The sequence below is a fragment of the Flavobacterium hydrocarbonoxydans genome, from assembly GCF_009789235.1.
GTDB lineage: Bacteria > Bacteroidota > Bacteroidia > Flavobacteriales > Flavobacteriaceae > Flavobacterium > Flavobacterium hydrocarbonoxydans.
This window is the reverse complement of the sequence record NZ_WSTB01000001.1, coordinates 665,207-684,391: the sequence shown is the minus strand read 5'-3', so window position 1 is coordinate 684,391 and position 19,185 is coordinate 665,207. Positions and strand designations below refer to the sequence as shown.

Below are 19,185 nucleotides of genomic sequence, written 5' to 3'. Positions count from 1 at the left end.
ATCAGATAGTACTGTTGAATTAGTATAAAATAAAAAGCTTTAAATTTACAATACATAATGGTTTCAAAATTAGACTCTTCGATAATAGTATTGTTTTTAGTTTGTATTTCATGTACTTCTGTAAAGCAAAAAAATCAGGCTTACAATATTACGAGTACTTTTATAACCGAAAAACCTGTTACAGCTAACAGCCATGCAGCGACTTTAGTAGAATATAAACCCAATCAAATCATGGCGGCATGGTTTGGAGGAAAATATGAAGGGGCTAAAGATGTTGGAATCTATAGTTCTGTTTATAAAGAAAAAGTATGGTCTTCGCCTCAATGCCTAATAACTCCCGCAGTAATCAAAGGAGATACTTTACCGTGTTGGAATCCGGTTTTATTTAAAGCCAAAAGTAAAATACTCTATTTGTTTTATAAAGTAGGGAAAAATCCCAGAGAGTGGTTTGGAGCTATGATTTCTTCTAAGGATGATGGCATGACCTGGAGTAAACCTGAATATCTGCCTGAAGGCATTTTAGGTCCCATAAAAAACAAACCGATAGAGGTAACTCAGGGAGTTATTTTATGTGGTAGCAGTACAGAAAGTGTCGAAAAAAACCAATGGAGAAGTCATGTAGAAACCTATACCGAATCAACCGGTACATGGAAAAAAATAAGCATCGAAAACAAACAAAATTTTGAGATCATTCAGCCTGCTTTTTTGGTGCATTCAGATTCAGAAATTCAGCTGTTATTTCGAAGTAAACATAATAAACTTATTACGAGCTGGTCTCATGATAATGGGCAAAATTGGCATCAGACCGATAGCCTGAATGTAAAAAACTCAAATTCAGGAATTGATGCTTTAACGGTAAATAAAAACTTTTTTTTATTGGTTAATAATCCGCTAGAGCAAGGTAAAGACTGGTTTAACGGGCGCAATATATTAGATGTAGAACATTCGAAAGACGGAATTCATTGGGAAAAACTTTTTGATCTCGAAAATCAGCCCGAAGGCGAATTTAGCTATCCGGCAATTATTCAGACTTCAGACAAAATGATTCATGTGCTTTATACTTACAATCGTAAATATATTAAACATGTCGCTTTTAATCTGGAAGCATAGAGGTGTTTTGGTATATTTTTTTTTTAAATAAAAATAAATGAGTAACTCAAAAAAATAATTACACTCAAAGGGTTAAATAAAAATAGCTTTATCTCTATCATCAATTTTTTTCAAAATAAAGATAGCGATTACTATTACTTACATCACGGACTCTTATTTGCGAATTATTAAATTCAAAAAGTTTCCAATCCTGATTTAATTTGCTCAGTAATGATGAACTGAAATTGAGCTGAAATTCTCTCACACCATATAGCACTCTGCTATCCCATTGGCCTGTTTCTGAAACAGCTCCTTTGGTAGCGACTACAGTTTTATCATTTTTAAAAACAAAGGAATAGCCGCTGTAGTTAGAAGTCTTTAGAGATTCATCAAAAAAATAAGGAATTTCCCAGGAACCATTTGTTATCGTTGCAGTAAAATCGAGTGTAATAATGTTATTCTCCGGGCAGTTATCTATAGCATATTTGATGGCGTTTTCGAATTCTAAATTATTGGTAATTAAGCGATTCTGATCATTATAATCGGCTATCGAAATCGGGTAGTTCAAGGATATATACTGGCTTTCGTTTAAATTTTTAATAAAATTAAAAAATGCCTGATCGCTTATAATTGACTGGGAACCTGCTATCTGATTGGCACTGTTATACGTATTAATGGTAATAGGATAATCGATATTCAATCCGTTAATCTTGGCTAAAAGATCAGGATAGAGATTCCAATAATCTATTAAGTCATTAAAATCAGTTTCATTCGGAATCAATTTTTCGATGTAATTATAGTACACCATCGTTACAGGAAAATCTATTTTTACAAGATCATCATCATAAGGATCTGCATTCATATTATCCAGTACTTTTTGATAATCTGTAGCGGTATTTACGGCAATTTGTTCGTCATTAACCGTTACCGTATAAGGTAGTTTTATAGTACAATAACTCGATCCGTCGATTACATTATCCTGAACGGTGGGAACCATTGCAACCCTTTGCAGATAAGTAGTAAGAGGAGAAATATTGGTAATTGTTCCCTGCGCATTAGTATCCTGCTCGTCTATCTCACTTTGACAGGAGAATAAGAACAAGAAAATGGCTAGTGTTAAATATTTTTTGAATTGGAACATATTAATATTTTTACAAAGATAATGAAATTAAGAAAACGTTTTTAACAAATTCAACAACAGCTAATAGACTGTTTACATTTCTTTTAATTCTTTATTTTACTTAAAATAAAACCAGATTTTAGAATAACAGCTAATCTAAACTGTCTATAGCTGAATAAAAACAATTTACTTTGCTTTTACCCTACTTGAATTAAAAACAAATACTTTTGCACATTACAACCGAAAAATAAATGGCAAATAAAAACCAATCAGATACTTGTGATGAAATGATTTTTTCTACTTTTTTTAAAAGTCAGATAAAGGCACTTCGAAACTTTCTTTTTTACAAATTTGGTAATATCGACCAGGCAGAAGATGTGGCACAGGAAGCTTTTGTGAAACTTTGGCAAAATTGCGCTTCGGTACCGCTCGAAAAAGCAAAATCGTATGTTTACACGATTGCAAATAATAGCAGCCTCAACGAAATTGCACATCAGAAAGTGGTTTTGAGATATGAAAAAAACTTCACAGGTCTTGATAAAACAAATGAAAATCCTGAATTTCTTTTGGAGGAAAAACAATTTCAGGTGAAGCTTTTGAAAGCTATTGAAAACTTAAACGAAAAACAGCGCATTGCCTTTTTGATGCACCGAATTGATGGAAAAAAATATAGCGAAATTGCTACGGATTTAAACATCAGTGTAAAGGCGGTTGAAAAACGCATTCATTTGGCTTTAGTAAGCTTGCGTAAAGAAATTGATTTATAAAAGTAGGGTAAATTTAGATCCAATTGTTTTATTATATAACACCAGTACAATGAAAAAAAATCGCTTATTAGCAAAATGGCTCAACAATGATTTGTCTGCTGATGAATTAGCTGAATTTAAAGCAAGTCCTGATTTCGAAAAATATCAAAAAATAAAAAATTATACAGAACATTTAGAGGTAGGTGATTTCAATGAAAACGCCATGTTAGCCAATATTCTTAATCAGAAAAAAGAAACGCCAAAAGTGATTCCAATGTATAAAAAATGGATGTTCCGTGCAGCGGCAATATTGGTGCTGGCTTTGGGAATAACCTTTGCAATGAAAGTTTTTGTACCGGAAACGCAGACAGCAGATTTTGGAAAAAAAACAACTTTTTTGTTACCCGATAATTCAGAAGTAGTGCTGAATTCTGGTTCTGAACTAAATTATAGAAGATGGAACTGGGACAACAACAGGAATCTGGAGCTAAACGGAGAAGCGTATTTTAGGGTAGCCAAAGGGCGAAAATTTGAAGTGCATACTAATCTGGGAAAAGTAACGGTTTTAGGAACTCAGTTTAATGTAAAAGCCCGAAAAAACAGGTTTGATATAGTGTGTTATGAAGGACGTGTAAAAGTAAATTATGCTGATTCTCAGATTTTATTAACCCACGGACAAGGCGTTAGTTTTGAAAACGGAAAACAAATTAAAATGGAAATTACGTCTTTGAAACCGGAATGGACGGACAACCAAATAGCTTTTTATAAAGAAAATATCAGAACGCTATTAGACGAAGTGGAAAGGCAATATAACATTACAATCGAATTGAATAGCAAAGATACTATCTCTTTATTTACGGGTAAATTGCCTGCGAACAATCTGGATGTCGCTTTACAGATTATCAGTACAACGTATCATTTAGAGGCTAAAAAAGTCTCAAAAAATAAAATAATTTTGGACGAAAAATAAATGTTGCTCCCCAAACAATTTCATTTTTTGTTTTTTACATTTTTCCTTGTCCTGAACCTTTTTTCGCAGGATAAAGGGAAACTTATGCCTTTTAAAAAAATAATACACGACATAGAACAACAGCATCAGGTCACTTTTAATTACACAGAAGATTTAATTACAGAATTACAATTATATCCTCCTAAAAAAGAACTTTCTTTAGACCATAAGCTGCAGTACCTGGCTAATAAAACCAATTTGTCTTTTGAAAATATAGGAAACCAATTCATTAATATCTATAAGAAAGATACTGATGCCCAAACAATCTGTGGATATGTTTTTTCTGGTATTGATAAAAAACCTATTGAAAATGCCAATATTTTTTTAAACAATAAAACACAATTTACAACTGATTCAAACGGCTTTTTTAAGTTTGAAAAAGAGGATAAAAATATATTGTTAATTAGTCACGTAGGATTTATAACCAAAAGAATCACAGTGGGTAAGTCCGATTCTAAAAATTGTCTGCAGGTATTTTTAGATCCGGAAATCACAGAGCTTCAAGAGGTTAAAGCTAATGCGATTCTGGCTTCGGGAATTTCTAAAAGTGCCGACGGATCCTTTGAGATTAAACCTAAGAAATTTGGTATTCTTCCCGGACTTATCGAACCCGATGCCCTACAGACCATGCAGCAAATTCCCGGTGTGAACAGTCTTGACGAAAGTGTATCGAGTATCAACGTACGCGGTGGTACACACGATCAGAATTTGTTTTTATGGAACGGAATACGAATGTTTCAAACAGGTCATTTTTTTGGGTTAATATCGGTATTCAATCCTAATCTGGCACATACGATTTCTATTTACAAAAACGGAAGTCCTGCCTTTTTTGGCGAAAGTGTATCGAGTGTCGTTGCTATTTCTTCGACTCCGGAAACAGCTGAAAAGAACGCTCTTAGTGCCGGAATCAATATGATTAATGCGGATATTTATGCCAAGTACAATGTTTCGAAAAAGAGTTATATCGAAATTTCAGCACGCAAATCGATTACAGATTATGTAGAAACACCTACTTACAAGGAATATTTCGATAAAATATTTCAAAACACTACGATTACGGATTTTGCTAAAAATCAAAATATTGATTATCAAAGTGATAGGAAGTTTAGTTTTTATGATGCTACTTTAAAATATGCTCAACAGATAGGACTCAAAGATCAGTTAGTTTTAGATTTGATAACCATCAAAGACAATCTGGAGGTTTTTCAAAGTGCGACCATATATGGTATGAATAAATCCGAAAACAATGTTTTACGTCAGCAAAATTATGGCGGAAATTTGTTATGGAAAAGAAATTGGAACCGCTTCAATACCACTAAAATTAATGTTTACAATTCTTCTTATGAACTTTTGGCCAATCAAATAACGACCAATGCCAATCAAATTGTAATTCAGGAAAATACGGTTAACAATAACGGAATAAATTTAGAAAATAATCATAGTATTACCGATAAATTAAGCTTTAATAATGGCTATCAATTTAACGAAATTGGTATTACGAATTTGGAACAGGTAAGTAATCCTGATTTCTATCGCAAAATAAAAGATGTATTAAGAACACATGCTTTTATTGTAGAAGGAAAATACAATGACACACTTTCCCGAATATACTTCAGGACTGGAGCCCGAATAAATTATATTGAAAAATTTAAAAAATATATTCTGGAACCCCGCATTCAATTTAGTTATGGGATAAATAAAAGTCTAAATTTAGAAGTACTCGGCGAGCTGAAAAGTCAAAACTCACAGCAAATAATTGATTTGCAAAAAGATTATTTTGGCATCGAAAAAAGACGCTGGATTATTTCAAACAATAGCACAATTCCTATTCAGAGAAGCAAACAAATCTCTTTAAATTTATTCTATAAAAAGAATGACTGGCTGTTGGACATTGAAAATTTTTATAAAAAAGTAAACGGAATTACCACTTCCAGTCAGGGATTTCAGAACCAGTTAGAGTTTGTCCGAACAACCGGAAATTATGAAGTTTGGGGAACAGAAATGCTGATTCAGAAAAAAATGAATCAATTTCTGACCTGGTTAAGTTATACGTATAATCATAATAGTTATCATTTTTCGGATTATGAATACCCGCGTTTTCCTAACAATTTTCAGTTGATGCACACGGTTTCCTGGGCTGGGATTTACGAAAAAAATAATTTTAAAATAGCTTTAGGAACAAAATGGTCTTCCGGCAGGCCTAAAACATCTCCGGATCTTTCTCAAATAGATCTTTCGGATCCTGTATTGGTTTACAACAAACCGAACAATACCAATCTGCATATTTTTTCGCAGGTTAATATTTCCTCTACTTATAAGTGGGAAACAGCAAATGGAATTCAATACAAATTAGGAATTTCTATCCTGAATATTTTAAACAGGAAAAATGAAATTGGCGAATATTACAGAGTAAGTACGCTCTCCAATTCTATAGAGGAAGTCGAAACATTCTCGCTGCAACGAACTCCAAATGTGAGTTTTAGGGTTTCTTTATAACTCAAATTATCCTGGATTAGTAAAATCCTGTACTTCTTTTTTTACTTTTTTAAAAAAAATAACAATTCTTTGGTAGGGTAATCTACATCAAGGCTGTTTTACTATTGAATCTTATCAAAATAGAAAAACAACTCCCTTTAACTAATCAAAAAAAATGATGAAATCAAAACAAATCAAATTCGCTCTGGTTGCTGTTGCAGCAACATTTTTTGTAAGCTGTAGTAGTGACAGCGACAATGATACGACTCCCGCTCCTGAAGTAAAAAAAGAAATCAGCCTTTCTACTAGCGCAACATTAGGCTCTTATCTTTCTGATAAAGACGGAAGATCGTTATACTTTTTTGCAGCAGATGCAAATGGTCAGGCTTCTTGTACTGGAGGATGCGAAGCGTTATGGCCAGCTTTTGTTGCCGATAATTTAACGGCAGATAAAGTAGGTACAGGCTTAACATTTACAGATTTCGCGACTATAACTACAGCATCGGGTAAAAAACAAGTAACCTATAAAGGGTGGCCTTTATACTATTATGCACCAAGTGTAAGTGGAACCAATACTGCAGAAGCAGCCGGTAAAACTACAGGAGATGGCGTTGGTGGTGTTTGGTTTATTGCCAAACCAGATTATTCGATTATGCTGGTAAGAAGCCAGCTTGTAGGTCATGATGGTAAAAACTACAAATCGGATTACACGGTAGGAGAGGGTTCGACTACGTATTTTACCGATGCTAAAGGATTGACTTTGTATGCTTTTAAGAATGATAATTTTAAGAAAAACAATTTTACAAATGCAGATTTTTCAAACAATGCTATCTGGCCTATCTATGAAACAGATAAAATCGTAGTTCCTTCCGTTCTGGACAAATCTAAATTTAGCGTTATTACGGTATTTGGAAAATCGCAATTGGTTTACAATGGCTGGCCTTTGTATTATTTTGGACAAGATGCCAGTGTTAGAGGTGCTAATAAAGGGGTTAGTTATCCTGCTCCTGGAGTTTGGCCGGTAGTAGAAAAAGATACTCCGTTAGCGATATAAAAATTAGATTTTCTAAAAATTTCAAATTAGTCCAAATTTTATTGGGCTAATTTGAAATAATTGAAAAATAAAATTCGGGTAAACTACTTCAAAAATAGCTGAATAAACAGCATTTAAACTCTATTTATGAAAAGAAAAAGAATAACATTAATAATTGTGGTCGTGCTATTGCTGGTTACTGCGGGGCTTTATTTTTATTACGGATTTCTTTTTAAAGAAGCCCGTAATATAGCATGGGAAGTGCCAGATTTTAGTATCACAGCTACAAAATTAAGCAGTGACTATAACTCAAATCCACAAAAAGCAGATTCATTGTATCTCAATAAAACTATTGAAATAACGGGTGAAATAACCAGACAAACAGATTCTGTACTGATACTCGAAAATACTGTTTTTTGTCTGTTTACTCAAAAAACTAATGAGAAACTGATAAATAAGAGCGTAACGGTCAAAGGTAAATGTATTGGTTATGATGAACTTTTTCAGGAGATTAAATTAGACCAATGCACCATTAATAAACAAAATAATTAATCGATTTATGAAGAAATTTTTAGTCACAATCTGCCTTTTTTGGGCTACGATGACATATTCGCAAGACGATCTGCTTAAGGATCTGGATTCGACTCAGGTAGAAGAAAGTTATGCAGGCGCTACTTTCAAAGCTTTACAGCTGGTGACTTTGCAAACCACAAAAATGGCTGCCAAAAACGAGTTCTATTTTGTAGTCTCGCATCGTTTTGGTACTGTAAAAGACGGTTTTGACAGTTTTTTTGGACTTGATAATGCAACTACAAAATTGGGCGGTATTTATGGCGTTACAGATTGGTTATCCGTAAGTCTTTCCAGACATACCTTAAACAAAATGTACGAGACCGGATTAAAATACAGACTGGCGAGACAGAATGCTAATTTTCCGGTTGACATTGTGGGATACAGCGTTGCCGATATTAATACTTTTTTAGAAAAAGAGCAATATCCGAGCTTAGAATTTAAACACCGCATGACGTATGTGCAGCAAGTATTGGTATCCAGAAAAATCAGCGAAAAGCTTTCTCTGGAGCTTGTTCCTTCTTATCTGCATAAAAACCTTTATAATCCGGCAATCGAAAATGATAATCAATTTTCTTTTGGAGGTGGCGGTCGCTACAAAATCACCAAAAGATTATCGGTTAATTTAGAGTACATGCACAATTTTGATACGCCTGATTTTTATGAAAACCCTCTATCGGTAGGTCTTGATATAGAGACGGGAGGACACGTTTTTCAGCTGATATTTACCAATTCACAATCCATGAGTGAGAGCGGATATCTTACCAATGCTACAGGTGAATGGGGAAAAGGAGACTTCTTTTTCGGATTTAATTTATACAGAGTATTTTAAAAAAAACTAATAAAACTAAAAAAACAAAGGATGAAAAAATTAATAGCACTTGCCATTTTATTGGCTGCATTTACAAGCTGTAGTGATTCTGATACCTATGAAGATGTCGAAACACCACCCGGTACAGGAACACCAGGTCCAGACCCAGTAGCGACCATTAGCTATGCTAAAAATGTAAAATCGATTATTGATGGTAATTGTATTGGCTGCCATCAGGCCGGAAGATCTGCCAGTTTCAGACCTTTAACGACTTATGCTGAGGTTAAAGCAGCTGTTGAAAATGCTGGATTACTTGGCCGTATTCAATTACAAAACGGAGAACAGGGGATTATGCCACAAGGGGGAAGAATGTCTCAGGCAAATATTGATCTAATTGTAAAATGGAATACAGACGGACTAAAAGAAAATTAATTTTTATGAAAAAAACTGTCCTTAATTTCGTTGCTTTTCTGCTGATCATTACTGCCGGTACAACTGGTTTTTCGCAAAAGCTGATTACCAAAACAGGAAGTATAAAATTCCAGGCATCCATTCCTTCTTATGAAGAAGTGGCAGCCGAAAACAAAAGTGTGTCTGCTGTCTTAGAACAATCAACTGGAGATTTTGCGGCTTTGGTTCTTATAAAAGGGTTTCGGTTTAAAGTGGCCTTAATGGAGGAGCATTTTAATGAAAATTATATGGAATCTGAAAAGTTTTCAAAAGCGACTTTCAAAGGTAAAATAGAAGATTTTGATAGTGCTAAAATTACCAATACGCCTAAAAATTTTACTTTAAAAGGGGATCTTACCATTCACGGAAAAACGAAAGCGGTAAGTGTAATTATAAAAATTTCGAAGGCTGCTAATGGAGTTACTACTATTGGCTCTTTTGAAGTAAAACCAGAAGATTTTGATATTGAAATACCAAATTTGGTCCGAAAGAAAATTGCGGACAAAATAAAGATTAATTACAATTTTTTGTTGGTCAAATAATTGCTTTCAGAACATTAAATATTTATGGAATAGATAGTACCCACCACTATTAAATAAATTTCTTTTTGGATTTGGTGATTATTAAACATGACTATTGTTAGGAGGTCAGTTTCGTTACTGGCCTCTTTTTTATTAACCCTAACTAAATTTAGTATGATCTGCAAAAATTATGTTGTTGCCGGAGAAGATGTAAATGATTTTATGGTAATGGAAAACGCTGCTTACCTTTCTTATACAAAAAGATTACTGTATCATTTTTTGTTTGAAAACGGATTTTCAAGAGAGAAACTCAATACGTTTAACTTAGGTTTACAAGAAAGGAATCACGTATTGGTTTGTTATCAAAACCTGATGTTTACCGAACCTTTTTTTGTTGAGATGAAGCATTTTTCGGTAGATGACAAAATCAGTTTTAAGAGTTTATTTTTCAATTCTAAAAAAGAATGTTGTGCCGAAGTTACCAAAGAGGTGGAATGGTTTGATAATATCAAAAAGGAAGCGATAGCAGTTCCTAAGCAAATTTTGCTGCACTTTACCGAGCATCAGAATAGGAGAAAATAATACAGCTAAATAATAGGAAAGAGCCTGTGGAATAATTATTCTGCAGGCTCTTTTTTTTTTGATAAAACACAAGTTAAAGTTGGTTTTGAATTGTATCAACTTGTATTTCTTATTTTATTAAAAACCGATTTCCAATCCCGGCATATAAAGGTAACCGCTCAATAAATACACTTTTGCTTTGCCATAATGTGTGATAGCTGCCAGAGGTTATAATTGTATATTTTATTTAAAAAAAAGAATAGGATTTTGCTTTCTTTTTTAGATGTAAATACTTGTATTTCATTGTTTTGTTTAAAAGAAGTGTATTGTTAAAAACAACAGATACTCCAGGTGTTGTAAAATGATCTTATGCTTTTATTTCGACCTCTCATGGATAAAAATTCCGCATTCATACCTTTTTTTTAATCTGAACTATGATGTCAATGTAATTTTATAAAGAAAAAATAAGAAACATAAGTAAAGTGTGTCTCAGAAATCACTTTAATAAACGATACCAACCAACCTGAAAAGGACCAAAAACAGAACAAAAATGGAAAATTCAACCGATTTACAACAGCAAAAATGCCCTTATCTGGCTAAACAAGCAGCTACAGTAGCTGTAATTCCAGACATATCAACACCACTTGTAGCCACCACTAATCAGCCACCAGTTATTGGAAATGCTAACCTCGGGCTTTTAAATAATTTTATTGGTACCTGGAACAGTCCCACGGGAGCTGATGCTACAGGTTATAACGTTATGCCTTTGCCTCAGGCAGATACTCCAAACGGTTACATCACTAAAAATTTTCCTTATTTTGAAGAAATTTCATTTGCAGCCATAGCGGGCGGTGCACCCAATCGTGAAGGGCAATATACACAGGCAAGCTCGGTTTTATTTTACGAACAAAGAGTGTATATAGCTGATAACGCCGATCCAAACGGAGCACAGCCTATTCAAAACACCCTGATTCATGCCGAAAATGGTACCTGGCTCTATCATGTTATTCAAAATCAGGTTGAAGGACCTTACGGACCGGGTACTGTACCCGTTACCAATCCGATTCCTGTGCAAAATGCTGCAACACAATATAACAAACAAATTTCGGTGCCACATGGTGTTTCCGTTTTGATGACGGGAGGACCGGTTGTTACGGGTACAGGAAATCCGGTTTTTCCAACAGCGGACAGAACTAAATTACCTTTTACGGATCCTACAATTATTGATCCATCCACCTATTTGACGCAACAATTGGATACATTGAAAGCCAATGGTGTAACAGTTACCAGTTATTCAAGTATTACGGTTAGTACTACAAATGAAGGTGGTGCAGTAAGCAATATTAATTTTGAAAATTCTTTTGGGAAAGTACTTTCAATGAACACTACCTGGTATGTTGAAACGCTGAGTAATGGAAAAGTTCAGTTGCAATACATTCAAAATATTGTTTTGCAGTTCCTCATCAATGGTTTACCAACTCAGTTTTCGCATATCGATGCCAATACACTGCAACTAGTAGAAACGTTTGTTCCGGTCAATGCAACTCAGCCATGGCAGGACACAGGAGTTACGGTACAACCCGGAAATTCGAGTATTATAAGTTACGAATCAGGTCTATGGACAGCAGATCCGCAAACTAATAATGGTAATCTGTATGATGCAAATGGATGTCCCGGTATTATCGTAACACAATCAGGCTATCCTGTTCAAAATGTAAATATGGGTGCGCTTATCGGGCAAGTGGGGACGAATCCTCCATTTTTTATTGGAAATGGACCAGTGGTAACTCCTGCAGGTCAGAGTGGTGCCTTACAATTATGTATCAATGATGATCTAAATGCGCAGTACGGAGCTGGATTAGCGGATAATATTGGTAGTCTGCAGGTGCGTATAAGAGTTGCTTAACAGAAATAGCTTCAAAAAAAAATAATTGAAGGTATTTATAGCCGAAAATAAATACGGCTCCTAATTTAGAATTTCAAAAAAATGAAAGCTACAAAACAATTTACAGTGGCAGATTATCTGCTTACCCGGCTGAAACAATTAAATGTTACCGAGGTTTTTCAAATTCCGGGCGACTATGTAAAACATTTTACACAAGCTTTGGAAGACTTTGATGGAATAGAAACCATTGGAACTTCAAACGAACTGGACGCTTCTTATGCTGCAGATGCTTATGCCCGAACACGAGGTTTGGCGGCGGTGTCTTTGCAGTATGGCGTGAGTACTTTTAGCGCATTAAATGCTATTGCAGGAGCGTATGTAGAACGCAGTCCTGTTGTGGTCATTAGTGCTACTCCCGGTGCCGATGCACGACAAATTGGGAGTATGTATAATGTACTTTACCATCACTCAACAGGTAATCTCAACGCAGATCAGGAAGTTTACGAAAGAGTAACTGTTGCTGCGGAGACCCTGAGCACTTCAGCGGGAGCTCCGGAAAAAATAGATAACTTAATTATAGCTGCGCTTACACATCAACGACCGGTGTATATAGCGTGTTATAAAGAGGTTTGGGGTGAACCTTGTCCGAAACCTTCGAATAAAAAACTGGAACCTGAAATACTAAAAAGTGAAACAGCGGCACTCGAAAATGCAGTTTCTCAGGCCTGGAGTCAGATTAGTCAGGCAAAATCGCCTTTGATTTTGGCAGGAGTAGAACTTTTGCGACATAACTTAACCAAACAATTAGAAGAGCTTATTAAAGCAAGCGGGATGTTGTACACCACAACTTCACTGGGAAAAACGGTTCTGGACGAGAAAGGCGATAAATTTATAGGAACCTATTCTGATCAGGCTTCTATACCAGAAGTGATCAGCGTGGTTGAGGATTCTGATTGTATTTTATCTTTAGGAACGATCATTACCGATGATTATTTATGGCTGGTAGAAAATAAATTTCAGGATATGATTCAGGCGACTACGCAGGAAATGCGGGTGGGTTATTTTACCTACAATAAGGTAACTTTAAGAGACTTTATTGAAGCCTTAACAGAACGTTTTAAAAAAGCAGATGGATATCCTTTAAAAACCATCGCGCCGGCTCAACCGAAATTTCCGGAACCCTGGAGATCCAACTCCGATCCTAAATATGATTTAACTCCCGAAGTAATAACATTTAACCGTTTTTTTGAACATACCATGTTTTTTCTGAAAAAGCAGAAAATGCTGGATGATATTGTGATGACTTTTGGTGTAAGTTCGTCTATGTACGTGGCTACCAATATGTACGGATTATCGAAGAACGCCTATATTTCTTCGGCTGCCTGGCAGTGTATCGGTTTTGAAACCGGTGCGGCATCAGGTGCTCAGTTAGGGAGTGGCAAACAAGCCTGGACCGTAGCCGGAGATGGTGGGTTTATGATGATAGCGCAGTCACTCTCAACTCTTGTAAAATACAACATCAACTCTGTAATTTTTGTGATGAGTAACGGAGTATATGCCATAGAACAGGTGTATGTCGATATAGACTCATTTAAGGCTGGACCTTCACATAAATTCGATGCTTTTGATATTCTTCCAAAATGGGATTATCAGGCATTGGCCAAAGCATTTGGAGCAAACAGCTATCGTGCTGAAACTGTTACAGAGTTAAACGAAGTGCTTCTTAAACTTAAGAAAAAAACAAATCTTCCGACTCTGGTAGAAATTGTAATTCCACAAAAAGATCTGGCACAGCAAATGTCTAGGTTAGGTAATGAATAAAAAGGCTACGAAAAAACCGAATGAAAATTTTAAAAACATACGATCATGACTAAAAAAACATATTCCATTTTTGGAGCAGGAGCAGCGGGACTTTATACAGCCTGGAGATTGCTTGAAGGAAAATCCAAACTGGAAAAAAACGAAAAAATGCTCGTTAAAGGCGATGTATTAGAGCTTTATGACTGGGGAAAATATGATTTTTCCAAAAAAAAATCAGGTACCAGAGAGCCAGGCGCGCGCGTTTGTACCTGGCATTATAAGGATGACAAAGACAATTCGTATCTGGAATTGGGTGGTATGCGCTATTTGTATTGGGATGGCACTCCTAAAGGACCAGGACATCGTTTAGTGACAAAAGCTATAGAAAAACTGGATTTAAAGAAAGATTCAGTTCCGTTTAATGAATCGGCAGATCCTTTAATGTCTTTGCGTTCTAAAAACATGTATATCTCTGATGTTACATCTAACCAGCCAGCACCTTATTTTGCAAACAATTACGCTCAGGATGCTCCGCCAGACGATGGATTTACAACAATACAATCGGTAGCGATTACAGATAATTCAAAACCATTTACAAGAAGAGAATGGTGTAAATTTTATGAAGAAGGCAAAATCAAAATAGACATGCCGGATAGTTCAGTTTATAAAAAAGGAGACTTATTAAAAGAGATTGGCTACTGGAATCTGGGTTTTGATGTGCTTGGACAAGAGGGGTTTAGTTATTTAGCAGATGGAAATGGCTACAGTTCAAATGTAGTAAACAGCAATAGTGCCCAGTCGTTTAATGTTAATGATGAATTTACTCCCGGTACCGAATACAAAACTTTGATAAAAGGCTATTCCAGCTTATTTGACAGCTTATTTGAAGAAGTAGAAAAATTAGCCAAACAAAAAGGAATCACGCTGAATTATTTTCCAAATACTAGATTGCGTTCTATTTTGCATACCAAGCAAGGCGTTTATTTTACCACCGCAACGCGTCAGGATCCGGATAAACTGGCAGAAAATAAAATATGCGATGCTGCATTTCTTGCCATGCCCAGAGCAGCCATAGAATTAGTCGCTCAGGCATCCAGATACAGCGACAAGGAAGGCGTAGATGTATTAAATCATGAAAAAGTACAGCTTTATTTAGAGTCAGTACTGATGGAACCTTCTTATAAAGTGGGTATGTTTTTCACCACTCCCTGGTGGAGAGAAACTTTAGATGGAAGCCCTACGTATCCTGCCAAACTAACAAGTTACTTTTTAACATTGGAAGGTATAGCAAAACTGAAAAAAGAAGGTTTCCCTTCTGATTATCTTAAAAAAATAGAATCGGCTAAAAGTCCCGTTATTATAGGCAATCCGTTTAATGACAAAGCAAGTTTTATAGCTGCTGTAGAAAATGCCATTCAGGAGCGTCTGACTTTTAAAGAGGAAAAACAAATCTCAACTGTTGCGGAATTGGATACCATTGGCCCAAGTATTACAGACATGCCTATCCGTCAGGTAGTCTATTTTGGCGATAATGCCAGAGATGGAAAAGGGAAAAAAGTCTATGGTATTCTAGCCAGTTATGATGATATTCAGTATGCAACCTTCTGGAAAGCTTTAGAACTTGGTCCAAATGCAACACGTGAAATTCCGGAATCCAGAGATTGCCAGCCACTCGAAGGGCCAAGAGAAGCTACACCTGTTATGGTAAAAATGCTTCGTTCGCAATTGGCAGCCTTACATTTTGGTCCGCAGGCTGATTATTCTTATGTACCGGAACCTCTTGAAACAAAATATATGGACTGGTCACTGCCTCCTTTTAATGCAGGCTATCATGCCTATAAATCACACTATAATCTGGGCGATGTACAAAGAAAAATCAGAAAACCATCACAGCTCGTTCCGAAAACAGATTGCGAGATTTTTATTGTTGGAGAAACCTATTCTAATGATCAGGCCTGGGTAGAAGGTGCTTTTTGTACTGCCGAATCTGTTCTGAATGATTTTTTTGGAATCGAACCTATCATAGATGAAAAATATTATCCATTTATCAGTCCGGAATAATAGTCTAAAAACAAACTTAACCATATGAAAACCAAAAAACTTTTTACGCTTTCGAACGCGGTAACAAAAGAGAATATCAAAGAAGTAATGCAGCAGGCAATTGCGCTGGAGCTTGCAACAATTCCAACGTATTTATCTACCTATTATTCGATAAACAGAGCTCAGGATCAGGATAAATTGTATGCCAAAATTCATGCGCAGCTTTCACAATCCGGCGAACGAACTGCAACTGAAATTGATGAATTAACGCAGGAACTCAAACTGGATGTGCTGGTTTATTCGAATAAATCAGCGGCATTAATTATGAGTGTTGTGATTGAAGAAATGCTGCATCTGGCACTCGCATGCAATGTAAAACAAGCTGTTTGTCAAACTGCACCAGATCTGATGGGGATTGGAAAAGGACTTTCATTTCCAACACAATTAGACGGTCATATTCCTGAATTTCAAATTAATGCAGCAAAATTGTCACTCAAACAGCTGACTACTTTTCTGCAAATAGAAAGTCCTGAACCTTTTGTAGATCCTTATGCAGATAAACTATTACAGGACACCATCGATTACCAAACCATTGGGCGTTTGTATGAAATGATTATTAAGTGTGTAGCCGAGGATTTCCCAGGGCCTTATGACTATAGACCACAATTGCTTCCACCGGATAGTCCGGAACGTCCAAGACCGTATTATTCTCAAAATTCGATGAATACCGTGCATTATGACAGGGAGCACAATCCTCAGTTTGCTAACGGAGAGGATAGCGGCGGACTTGTTGGAGTATATGATGCCCACTCAGCGATTGATGCTCTGGAACGTATTATCGATCAGGGAGAGGGAAGAAGCAAATTCAAACAACACACTTTAATCTGGGGTGAAGATAAAATGCCAGTACCCATGGAAGTTGTGGATGGCAAAGTAACGTTTTGGGAAGGTGATTATGATGATGCAGGAAAAGAAATCGCCCATTTTGCCAAATTTTTGGAAGCTTATAGTCTTGGTGGTTACTATCAGGAAAAGTTTCGTAATATTCAGGGCTTAGACGATTTTTTCAGCTATTTTGTGTATGATACAGATGCTAATCCAAGAACTGCAGATTACGTAGCATCGGGGAATCAGGCACTGGCACTTGCTTCAGAATTGGGGAATGCGGTTTTTGCTTATATTCTTTTAATGATAGAAGCCTGTTACTATAAAGACGAAAGTACCCAATACGATTTATTCATTTTTGGAATTCATAAATCGATGATCTGGCTTTTGAGCGGAGTAGGAAATCAAATTAATCAATATACGTATTCCAAAGATAATAAGGCTTATAAAGGGGCTTTGACATTTGAACCTTTTTCATTTGAAAAAAGTTTCCTAAGACCTAAAGCACAAATTATGAACCTTGTTGATCAATTGGCTAAAGCCGATCCGACAAATTGGGGATGGGCCATTAAAAGCGAAAATTATTTCCCGTCTTTACCTGACGTAGGATTGGATTATACTATTGAAGCCGATATGCCAAAAGTACCAGGAACTCCTTATACACACCATCATTAATTTAAAAAACACATAACATGTCAGAATTAACAACCAAAGAGCTTCATGTATGTATGGGGCTTAATTCATGTAAAAATGCGGGATACTCAGGAAATAATGATTGTGCAGGCAAAGGCGATTGCTCAACGGCTGTTGGTCATCCCTGTCACACTTTAAATGCCTGTAAAGGACAAGGAGGCTGTGGAATTTTTGGAACTACCGAAGAACTTTGCCATCCAGGCGAAAATGAATGCCGTTATCAGGGAAGTTGCGGTGTGCCTATACTGTCTTCGCGTTTTATGGCGCAAGGACCTAATAAAGGATTGAGCGTTTGGCAATTGGCAAGAATACGTTTTGAAGAAAAAAGAAATCAAAATGGAGAACCTTTTGGCGAGGCTCCGCAACAATACGGACCAAGCGAGGATTACGTAAATACTGTTCGCGGCACTACAGGTGTAGATTATTCTTCTTGCGGACAAAGCGGTTCAAGATCGTGTTCGTACATAAACAATCCGACTGATAGAAAGGCAGCTGCCAATCAGAGAGTTTTGAAAATGGAGCAGGAAAGTGCCCAAAAATTGCCTGAAACGCTTTCGAATTGTGATTGCAAAAATGATGGAAACTAGATTGGGTTTGCCCAATTTAGGATTGGGTTTAGGACTTAGAAGTCAGCATTTTGAACACATTCTTCAAAATAAACCAGCCGTAGATTGGTTTGAGGTGATTTCTGAGAATTTTATGGATTCGCATGGAAGACCCAGATATATTTTACAGCAAATAGCAGAGCAATATCCCGTGGTCATGCACGGGGTATCGCTTTCTATAGGAAGCACTGATCCCTTAAATTTTGATTACCTCAAAAGTTTAAAACAGCTGGCAGGCGAAGTAAAACCAGCCTGGATTAGCGATCATTTGTGCTGGACGGGCGTTTTGACAACCAATTCGCACGATTTGCTTCCGCTTCCGCTAAATGATGAGTCTTTAAAACATGTTTGCAACCGAATCCGACAGGTTCAGGACTATTTAGAACGACCGCTGATTGTAGAAAATCCAAGTACATACGCAGCGTTTAATAATTCAACTCTTCCGGAATGGGACTTTTTACGAATCATGACCGAAGAAACCGGTTGTGGATTGTTGCTTGATGTAAACAATGTGTACGTTTCTTCTTTTAATAATGATTTTGATCCTGTAACCTACATCAATGGAATTCCACATGATAGAGTGGTACAAATGCACTTGGCCGGCCATCAGAATTGTGGCAATTACATTATCGATACACACGATAGGGAAGTGAATAATCAGGTTTGGAAATTGTTTCAAATGGCGTATCAACTGGCAAATGAAGCTTCTGTTTTATTAGAATGGGATGGTAATATTCCAGCCTTTGATGTGTATCATTCGGAATTACTTAAATCAAAAAAATATATGGATGCTACCTTTACTGGGGCTGAAAAAGAAGTTCACTCTATGGATAAAGAACAGGTTTCAAACCCATTAAATCTGTTTGCTGTCAATCAATTTTTATAAAGCTAA

The 19,185-nt window shown here is 36.1% G+C and carries 17 protein-coding genes; 16 read left to right on the top strand and 1 reads right to left on the bottom strand.

The features are described from left to right. Positions 1 to 57 precede the first annotated feature (57 nt). Positions 58 to 1,110 (top strand): sialidase family protein, encoded by a 1,053-nt coding sequence (locus GON26_RS02875; protein ID WP_160373202.1) that lies wholly within the window; start codon positions 58 to 60, stop codon positions 1,108 to 1,110. 100 nt (positions 1,111 to 1,210) lie between these two features. On the opposite strand, the gene GON26_RS02870 is transcribed toward GON26_RS02875, so the two are convergent. After that, complete coding sequence (locus tag GON26_RS02870; RefSeq protein WP_160373201.1) at positions 1,211 to 2,230, bottom strand: hypothetical protein; 1,020 nt, start codon at positions 2,228 to 2,230, stop codon at positions 1,211 to 1,213. 230 nt (positions 2,231 to 2,460) lie between these two features. On the opposite strand from GON26_RS02870, the gene GON26_RS02865 reads away from it, so the two are divergent. The 15 genes from GON26_RS02865 (at position 2,461) to bufB (ending at position 19,179) form a co-directional block, all read left to right on the top strand. Further along, a complete protein-coding gene (locus tag GON26_RS02865; RefSeq protein ID WP_160373200.1) occupies positions 2,461 to 2,976 on the top strand; it encodes an RNA polymerase sigma factor in 516 nt (171 codons plus the stop codon). A 49-nt stretch (positions 2,977 to 3,025) separates the two neighbouring features. Then, a complete protein-coding gene (locus GON26_RS02860; RefSeq protein WP_160373199.1) occupies positions 3,026 to 3,925 on the top strand; it encodes a FecR family protein in 900 nt (299 codons plus the stop codon). An 84-nt stretch (positions 3,926 to 4,009) separates the two neighbouring features. Beyond that, positions 4,010 to 6,460 carry a carboxypeptidase-like regulatory domain-containing protein gene (locus GON26_RS02855; RefSeq protein WP_230407889.1) on the top strand — a complete coding sequence of 817 codons (2,451 nt, stop codon included), beginning with the start codon at positions 4,010 to 4,012 and terminating at the stop codon, positions 6,458 to 6,460. Between the two features lie 154 nt (positions 6,461 to 6,614). Next, a complete protein-coding gene (locus GON26_RS02850) occupies positions 6,615 to 7,493 on the top strand; it encodes a COG4315 family predicted lipoprotein (RefSeq protein WP_230407888.1) in 879 nt (292 codons plus the stop codon). 126 nt (positions 7,494 to 7,619) lie between these two features. Further along, positions 7,620 to 8,024 carry an OB-fold protein gene (locus GON26_RS02845; RefSeq protein ID WP_160373197.1) on the top strand — a complete coding sequence of 135 codons (405 nt, stop codon included), beginning with the start codon at positions 7,620 to 7,622 and terminating at the stop codon, positions 8,022 to 8,024. Positions 8,025 to 8,031: 7 nt separating this feature from the next. Next, positions 8,032 to 8,874 carry a DUF5777 family beta-barrel protein gene (locus tag GON26_RS02840; RefSeq protein ID WP_160373196.1) on the top strand — a complete coding sequence of 281 codons (843 nt, stop codon included), beginning with the start codon at positions 8,032 to 8,034 and terminating at the stop codon, positions 8,872 to 8,874. A gap of 30 nt (positions 8,875 to 8,904) precedes the next feature. Then, positions 8,905 to 9,285 (top strand): c-type cytochrome, encoded by a 381-nt coding sequence (locus GON26_RS02835; RefSeq protein WP_160373195.1) that lies wholly within the window; start codon positions 8,905 to 8,907, stop codon positions 9,283 to 9,285. A 5-nt stretch (positions 9,286 to 9,290) separates the two neighbouring features. Then, positions 9,291 to 9,845, top strand: a complete 555-nt coding sequence (locus tag GON26_RS02830; RefSeq protein WP_230407887.1) for a YceI family protein — start codon at positions 9,291 to 9,293, stop codon at positions 9,843 to 9,845. A 153-nt stretch (positions 9,846 to 9,998) separates the two neighbouring features. Beyond that, a complete protein-coding gene (locus GON26_RS02825) occupies positions 9,999 to 10,406 on the top strand; it encodes a thioesterase family protein (RefSeq protein ID WP_160373193.1) in 408 nt (135 codons plus the stop codon). A 529-nt stretch (positions 10,407 to 10,935) separates the two neighbouring features. Further along, positions 10,936 to 12,291, top strand: a complete 1,356-nt coding sequence (locus GON26_RS02820; RefSeq protein ID WP_160373192.1) for a heme-binding protein — start codon at positions 10,936 to 10,938, stop codon at positions 12,289 to 12,291. Positions 12,292 to 12,372: 81 nt separating this feature from the next. Continuing rightward, positions 12,373 to 14,091: an alpha-keto acid decarboxylase family protein gene (locus GON26_RS02815; RefSeq protein ID WP_160373191.1), complete on the top strand. Its 1,719-nt coding sequence runs from the start codon at positions 12,373 to 12,375 to the stop codon at positions 14,089 to 14,091. Between the two features lie 45 nt (positions 14,092 to 14,136). Next, entirely contained in the window at positions 14,137 to 16,131 is a 1,995-nt protein-coding gene (locus GON26_RS02810) for a flavin monoamine oxidase family protein (protein WP_160373190.1), read from the top strand. A 24-nt stretch (positions 16,132 to 16,155) separates the two neighbouring features. Beyond that, positions 16,156 to 17,670: a ferritin-like domain-containing protein gene (locus GON26_RS02805; protein ID WP_160373189.1), complete on the top strand. Its 1,515-nt coding sequence runs from the start codon at positions 16,156 to 16,158 to the stop codon at positions 17,668 to 17,670. Positions 17,671 to 17,687: 17 nt separating this feature from the next. Continuing rightward, complete coding sequence (locus GON26_RS02800; RefSeq protein WP_160373188.1) at positions 17,688 to 18,275, top strand: hypothetical protein; 588 nt, start codon at positions 17,688 to 17,690, stop codon at positions 18,273 to 18,275. After that, entirely contained in the window at positions 18,265 to 19,179 is a 915-nt protein-coding gene (gene bufB, locus GON26_RS02795) for an MNIO family bufferin maturase (protein ID WP_160373187.1), read from the top strand. The genes GON26_RS02800 and bufB overlap by 11 nt, the downstream gene beginning before the upstream one ends. Positions 19,180 to 19,185: the final 6 nt, after the last annotated feature.

Excerpts from the sequence above, each read along its gene's own strand:
- GON26_RS02810 (WP_160373190.1), top strand. The coding sequence starts at position 14,137 with ATGACTAAAAAAACATATTCCATTTTTGGAGCAGGAGCAGCGGGACTT.
- GON26_RS02875 (WP_160373202.1), top strand. The coding sequence starts at position 58 with ATGGTTTCAAAATTAGACTCTTCGATAATAGTATTGTTTTTAGTTTGT.
- GON26_RS02865 (WP_160373200.1), top strand. The coding sequence starts at position 2,461 with ATGGCAAATAAAAACCAATCAGATACTTGTGATGAAATGATTTTTTCT.
- GON26_RS02830 (WP_230407887.1), top strand. The coding sequence starts at position 9,291 with ATGAAAAAAACTGTCCTTAATTTCGTTGCTTTTCTGCTGATCATTACT.
- GON26_RS02825 (WP_160373193.1), top strand. The coding sequence starts at position 9,999 with ATGATCTGCAAAAATTATGTTGTTGCCGGAGAAGATGTAAATGATTTT.
- GON26_RS02835 (WP_160373195.1), top strand. The coding sequence starts at position 8,905 with ATGAAAAAATTAATAGCACTTGCCATTTTATTGGCTGCATTTACAAGC.
- bufB (WP_160373187.1), top strand. The coding sequence starts at position 18,265 with ATGGAAACTAGATTGGGTTTGCCCAATTTAGGATTGGGTTTAGGACTT.
- GON26_RS02815 (WP_160373191.1), top strand. The coding sequence starts at position 12,373 with ATGAAAGCTACAAAACAATTTACAGTGGCAGATTATCTGCTTACCCGG.
- GON26_RS02820 (WP_160373192.1), top strand. The coding sequence starts at position 10,936 with ATGGAAAATTCAACCGATTTACAACAGCAAAAATGCCCTTATCTGGCT.
- GON26_RS02860 (WP_160373199.1), top strand. The coding sequence starts at position 3,026 with ATGAAAAAAAATCGCTTATTAGCAAAATGGCTCAACAATGATTTGTCT.
- GON26_RS02800 (WP_160373188.1), top strand. The coding sequence starts at position 17,688 with ATGTCAGAATTAACAACCAAAGAGCTTCATGTATGTATGGGGCTTAAT.
- GON26_RS02805 (WP_160373189.1), top strand. The coding sequence starts at position 16,156 with ATGAAAACCAAAAAACTTTTTACGCTTTCGAACGCGGTAACAAAAGAG.
- GON26_RS02850 (WP_230407888.1), top strand. The coding sequence starts at position 6,615 with ATGATGAAATCAAAACAAATCAAATTCGCTCTGGTTGCTGTTGCAGCA.
- GON26_RS02870 (WP_160373201.1), bottom strand. The coding sequence starts at position 2,230 with ATGTTCCAATTCAAAAAATATTTAACACTAGCCATTTTCTTGTTCTTA.
- GON26_RS02845 (WP_160373197.1), top strand. The coding sequence starts at position 7,620 with ATGAAAAGAAAAAGAATAACATTAATAATTGTGGTCGTGCTATTGCTG.
- GON26_RS02855 (WP_230407889.1), top strand. The coding sequence starts at position 4,010 with ATGCCTTTTAAAAAAATAATACACGACATAGAACAACAGCATCAGGTC.
- GON26_RS02840 (WP_160373196.1), top strand. The coding sequence starts at position 8,032 with ATGAAGAAATTTTTAGTCACAATCTGCCTTTTTTGGGCTACGATGACA.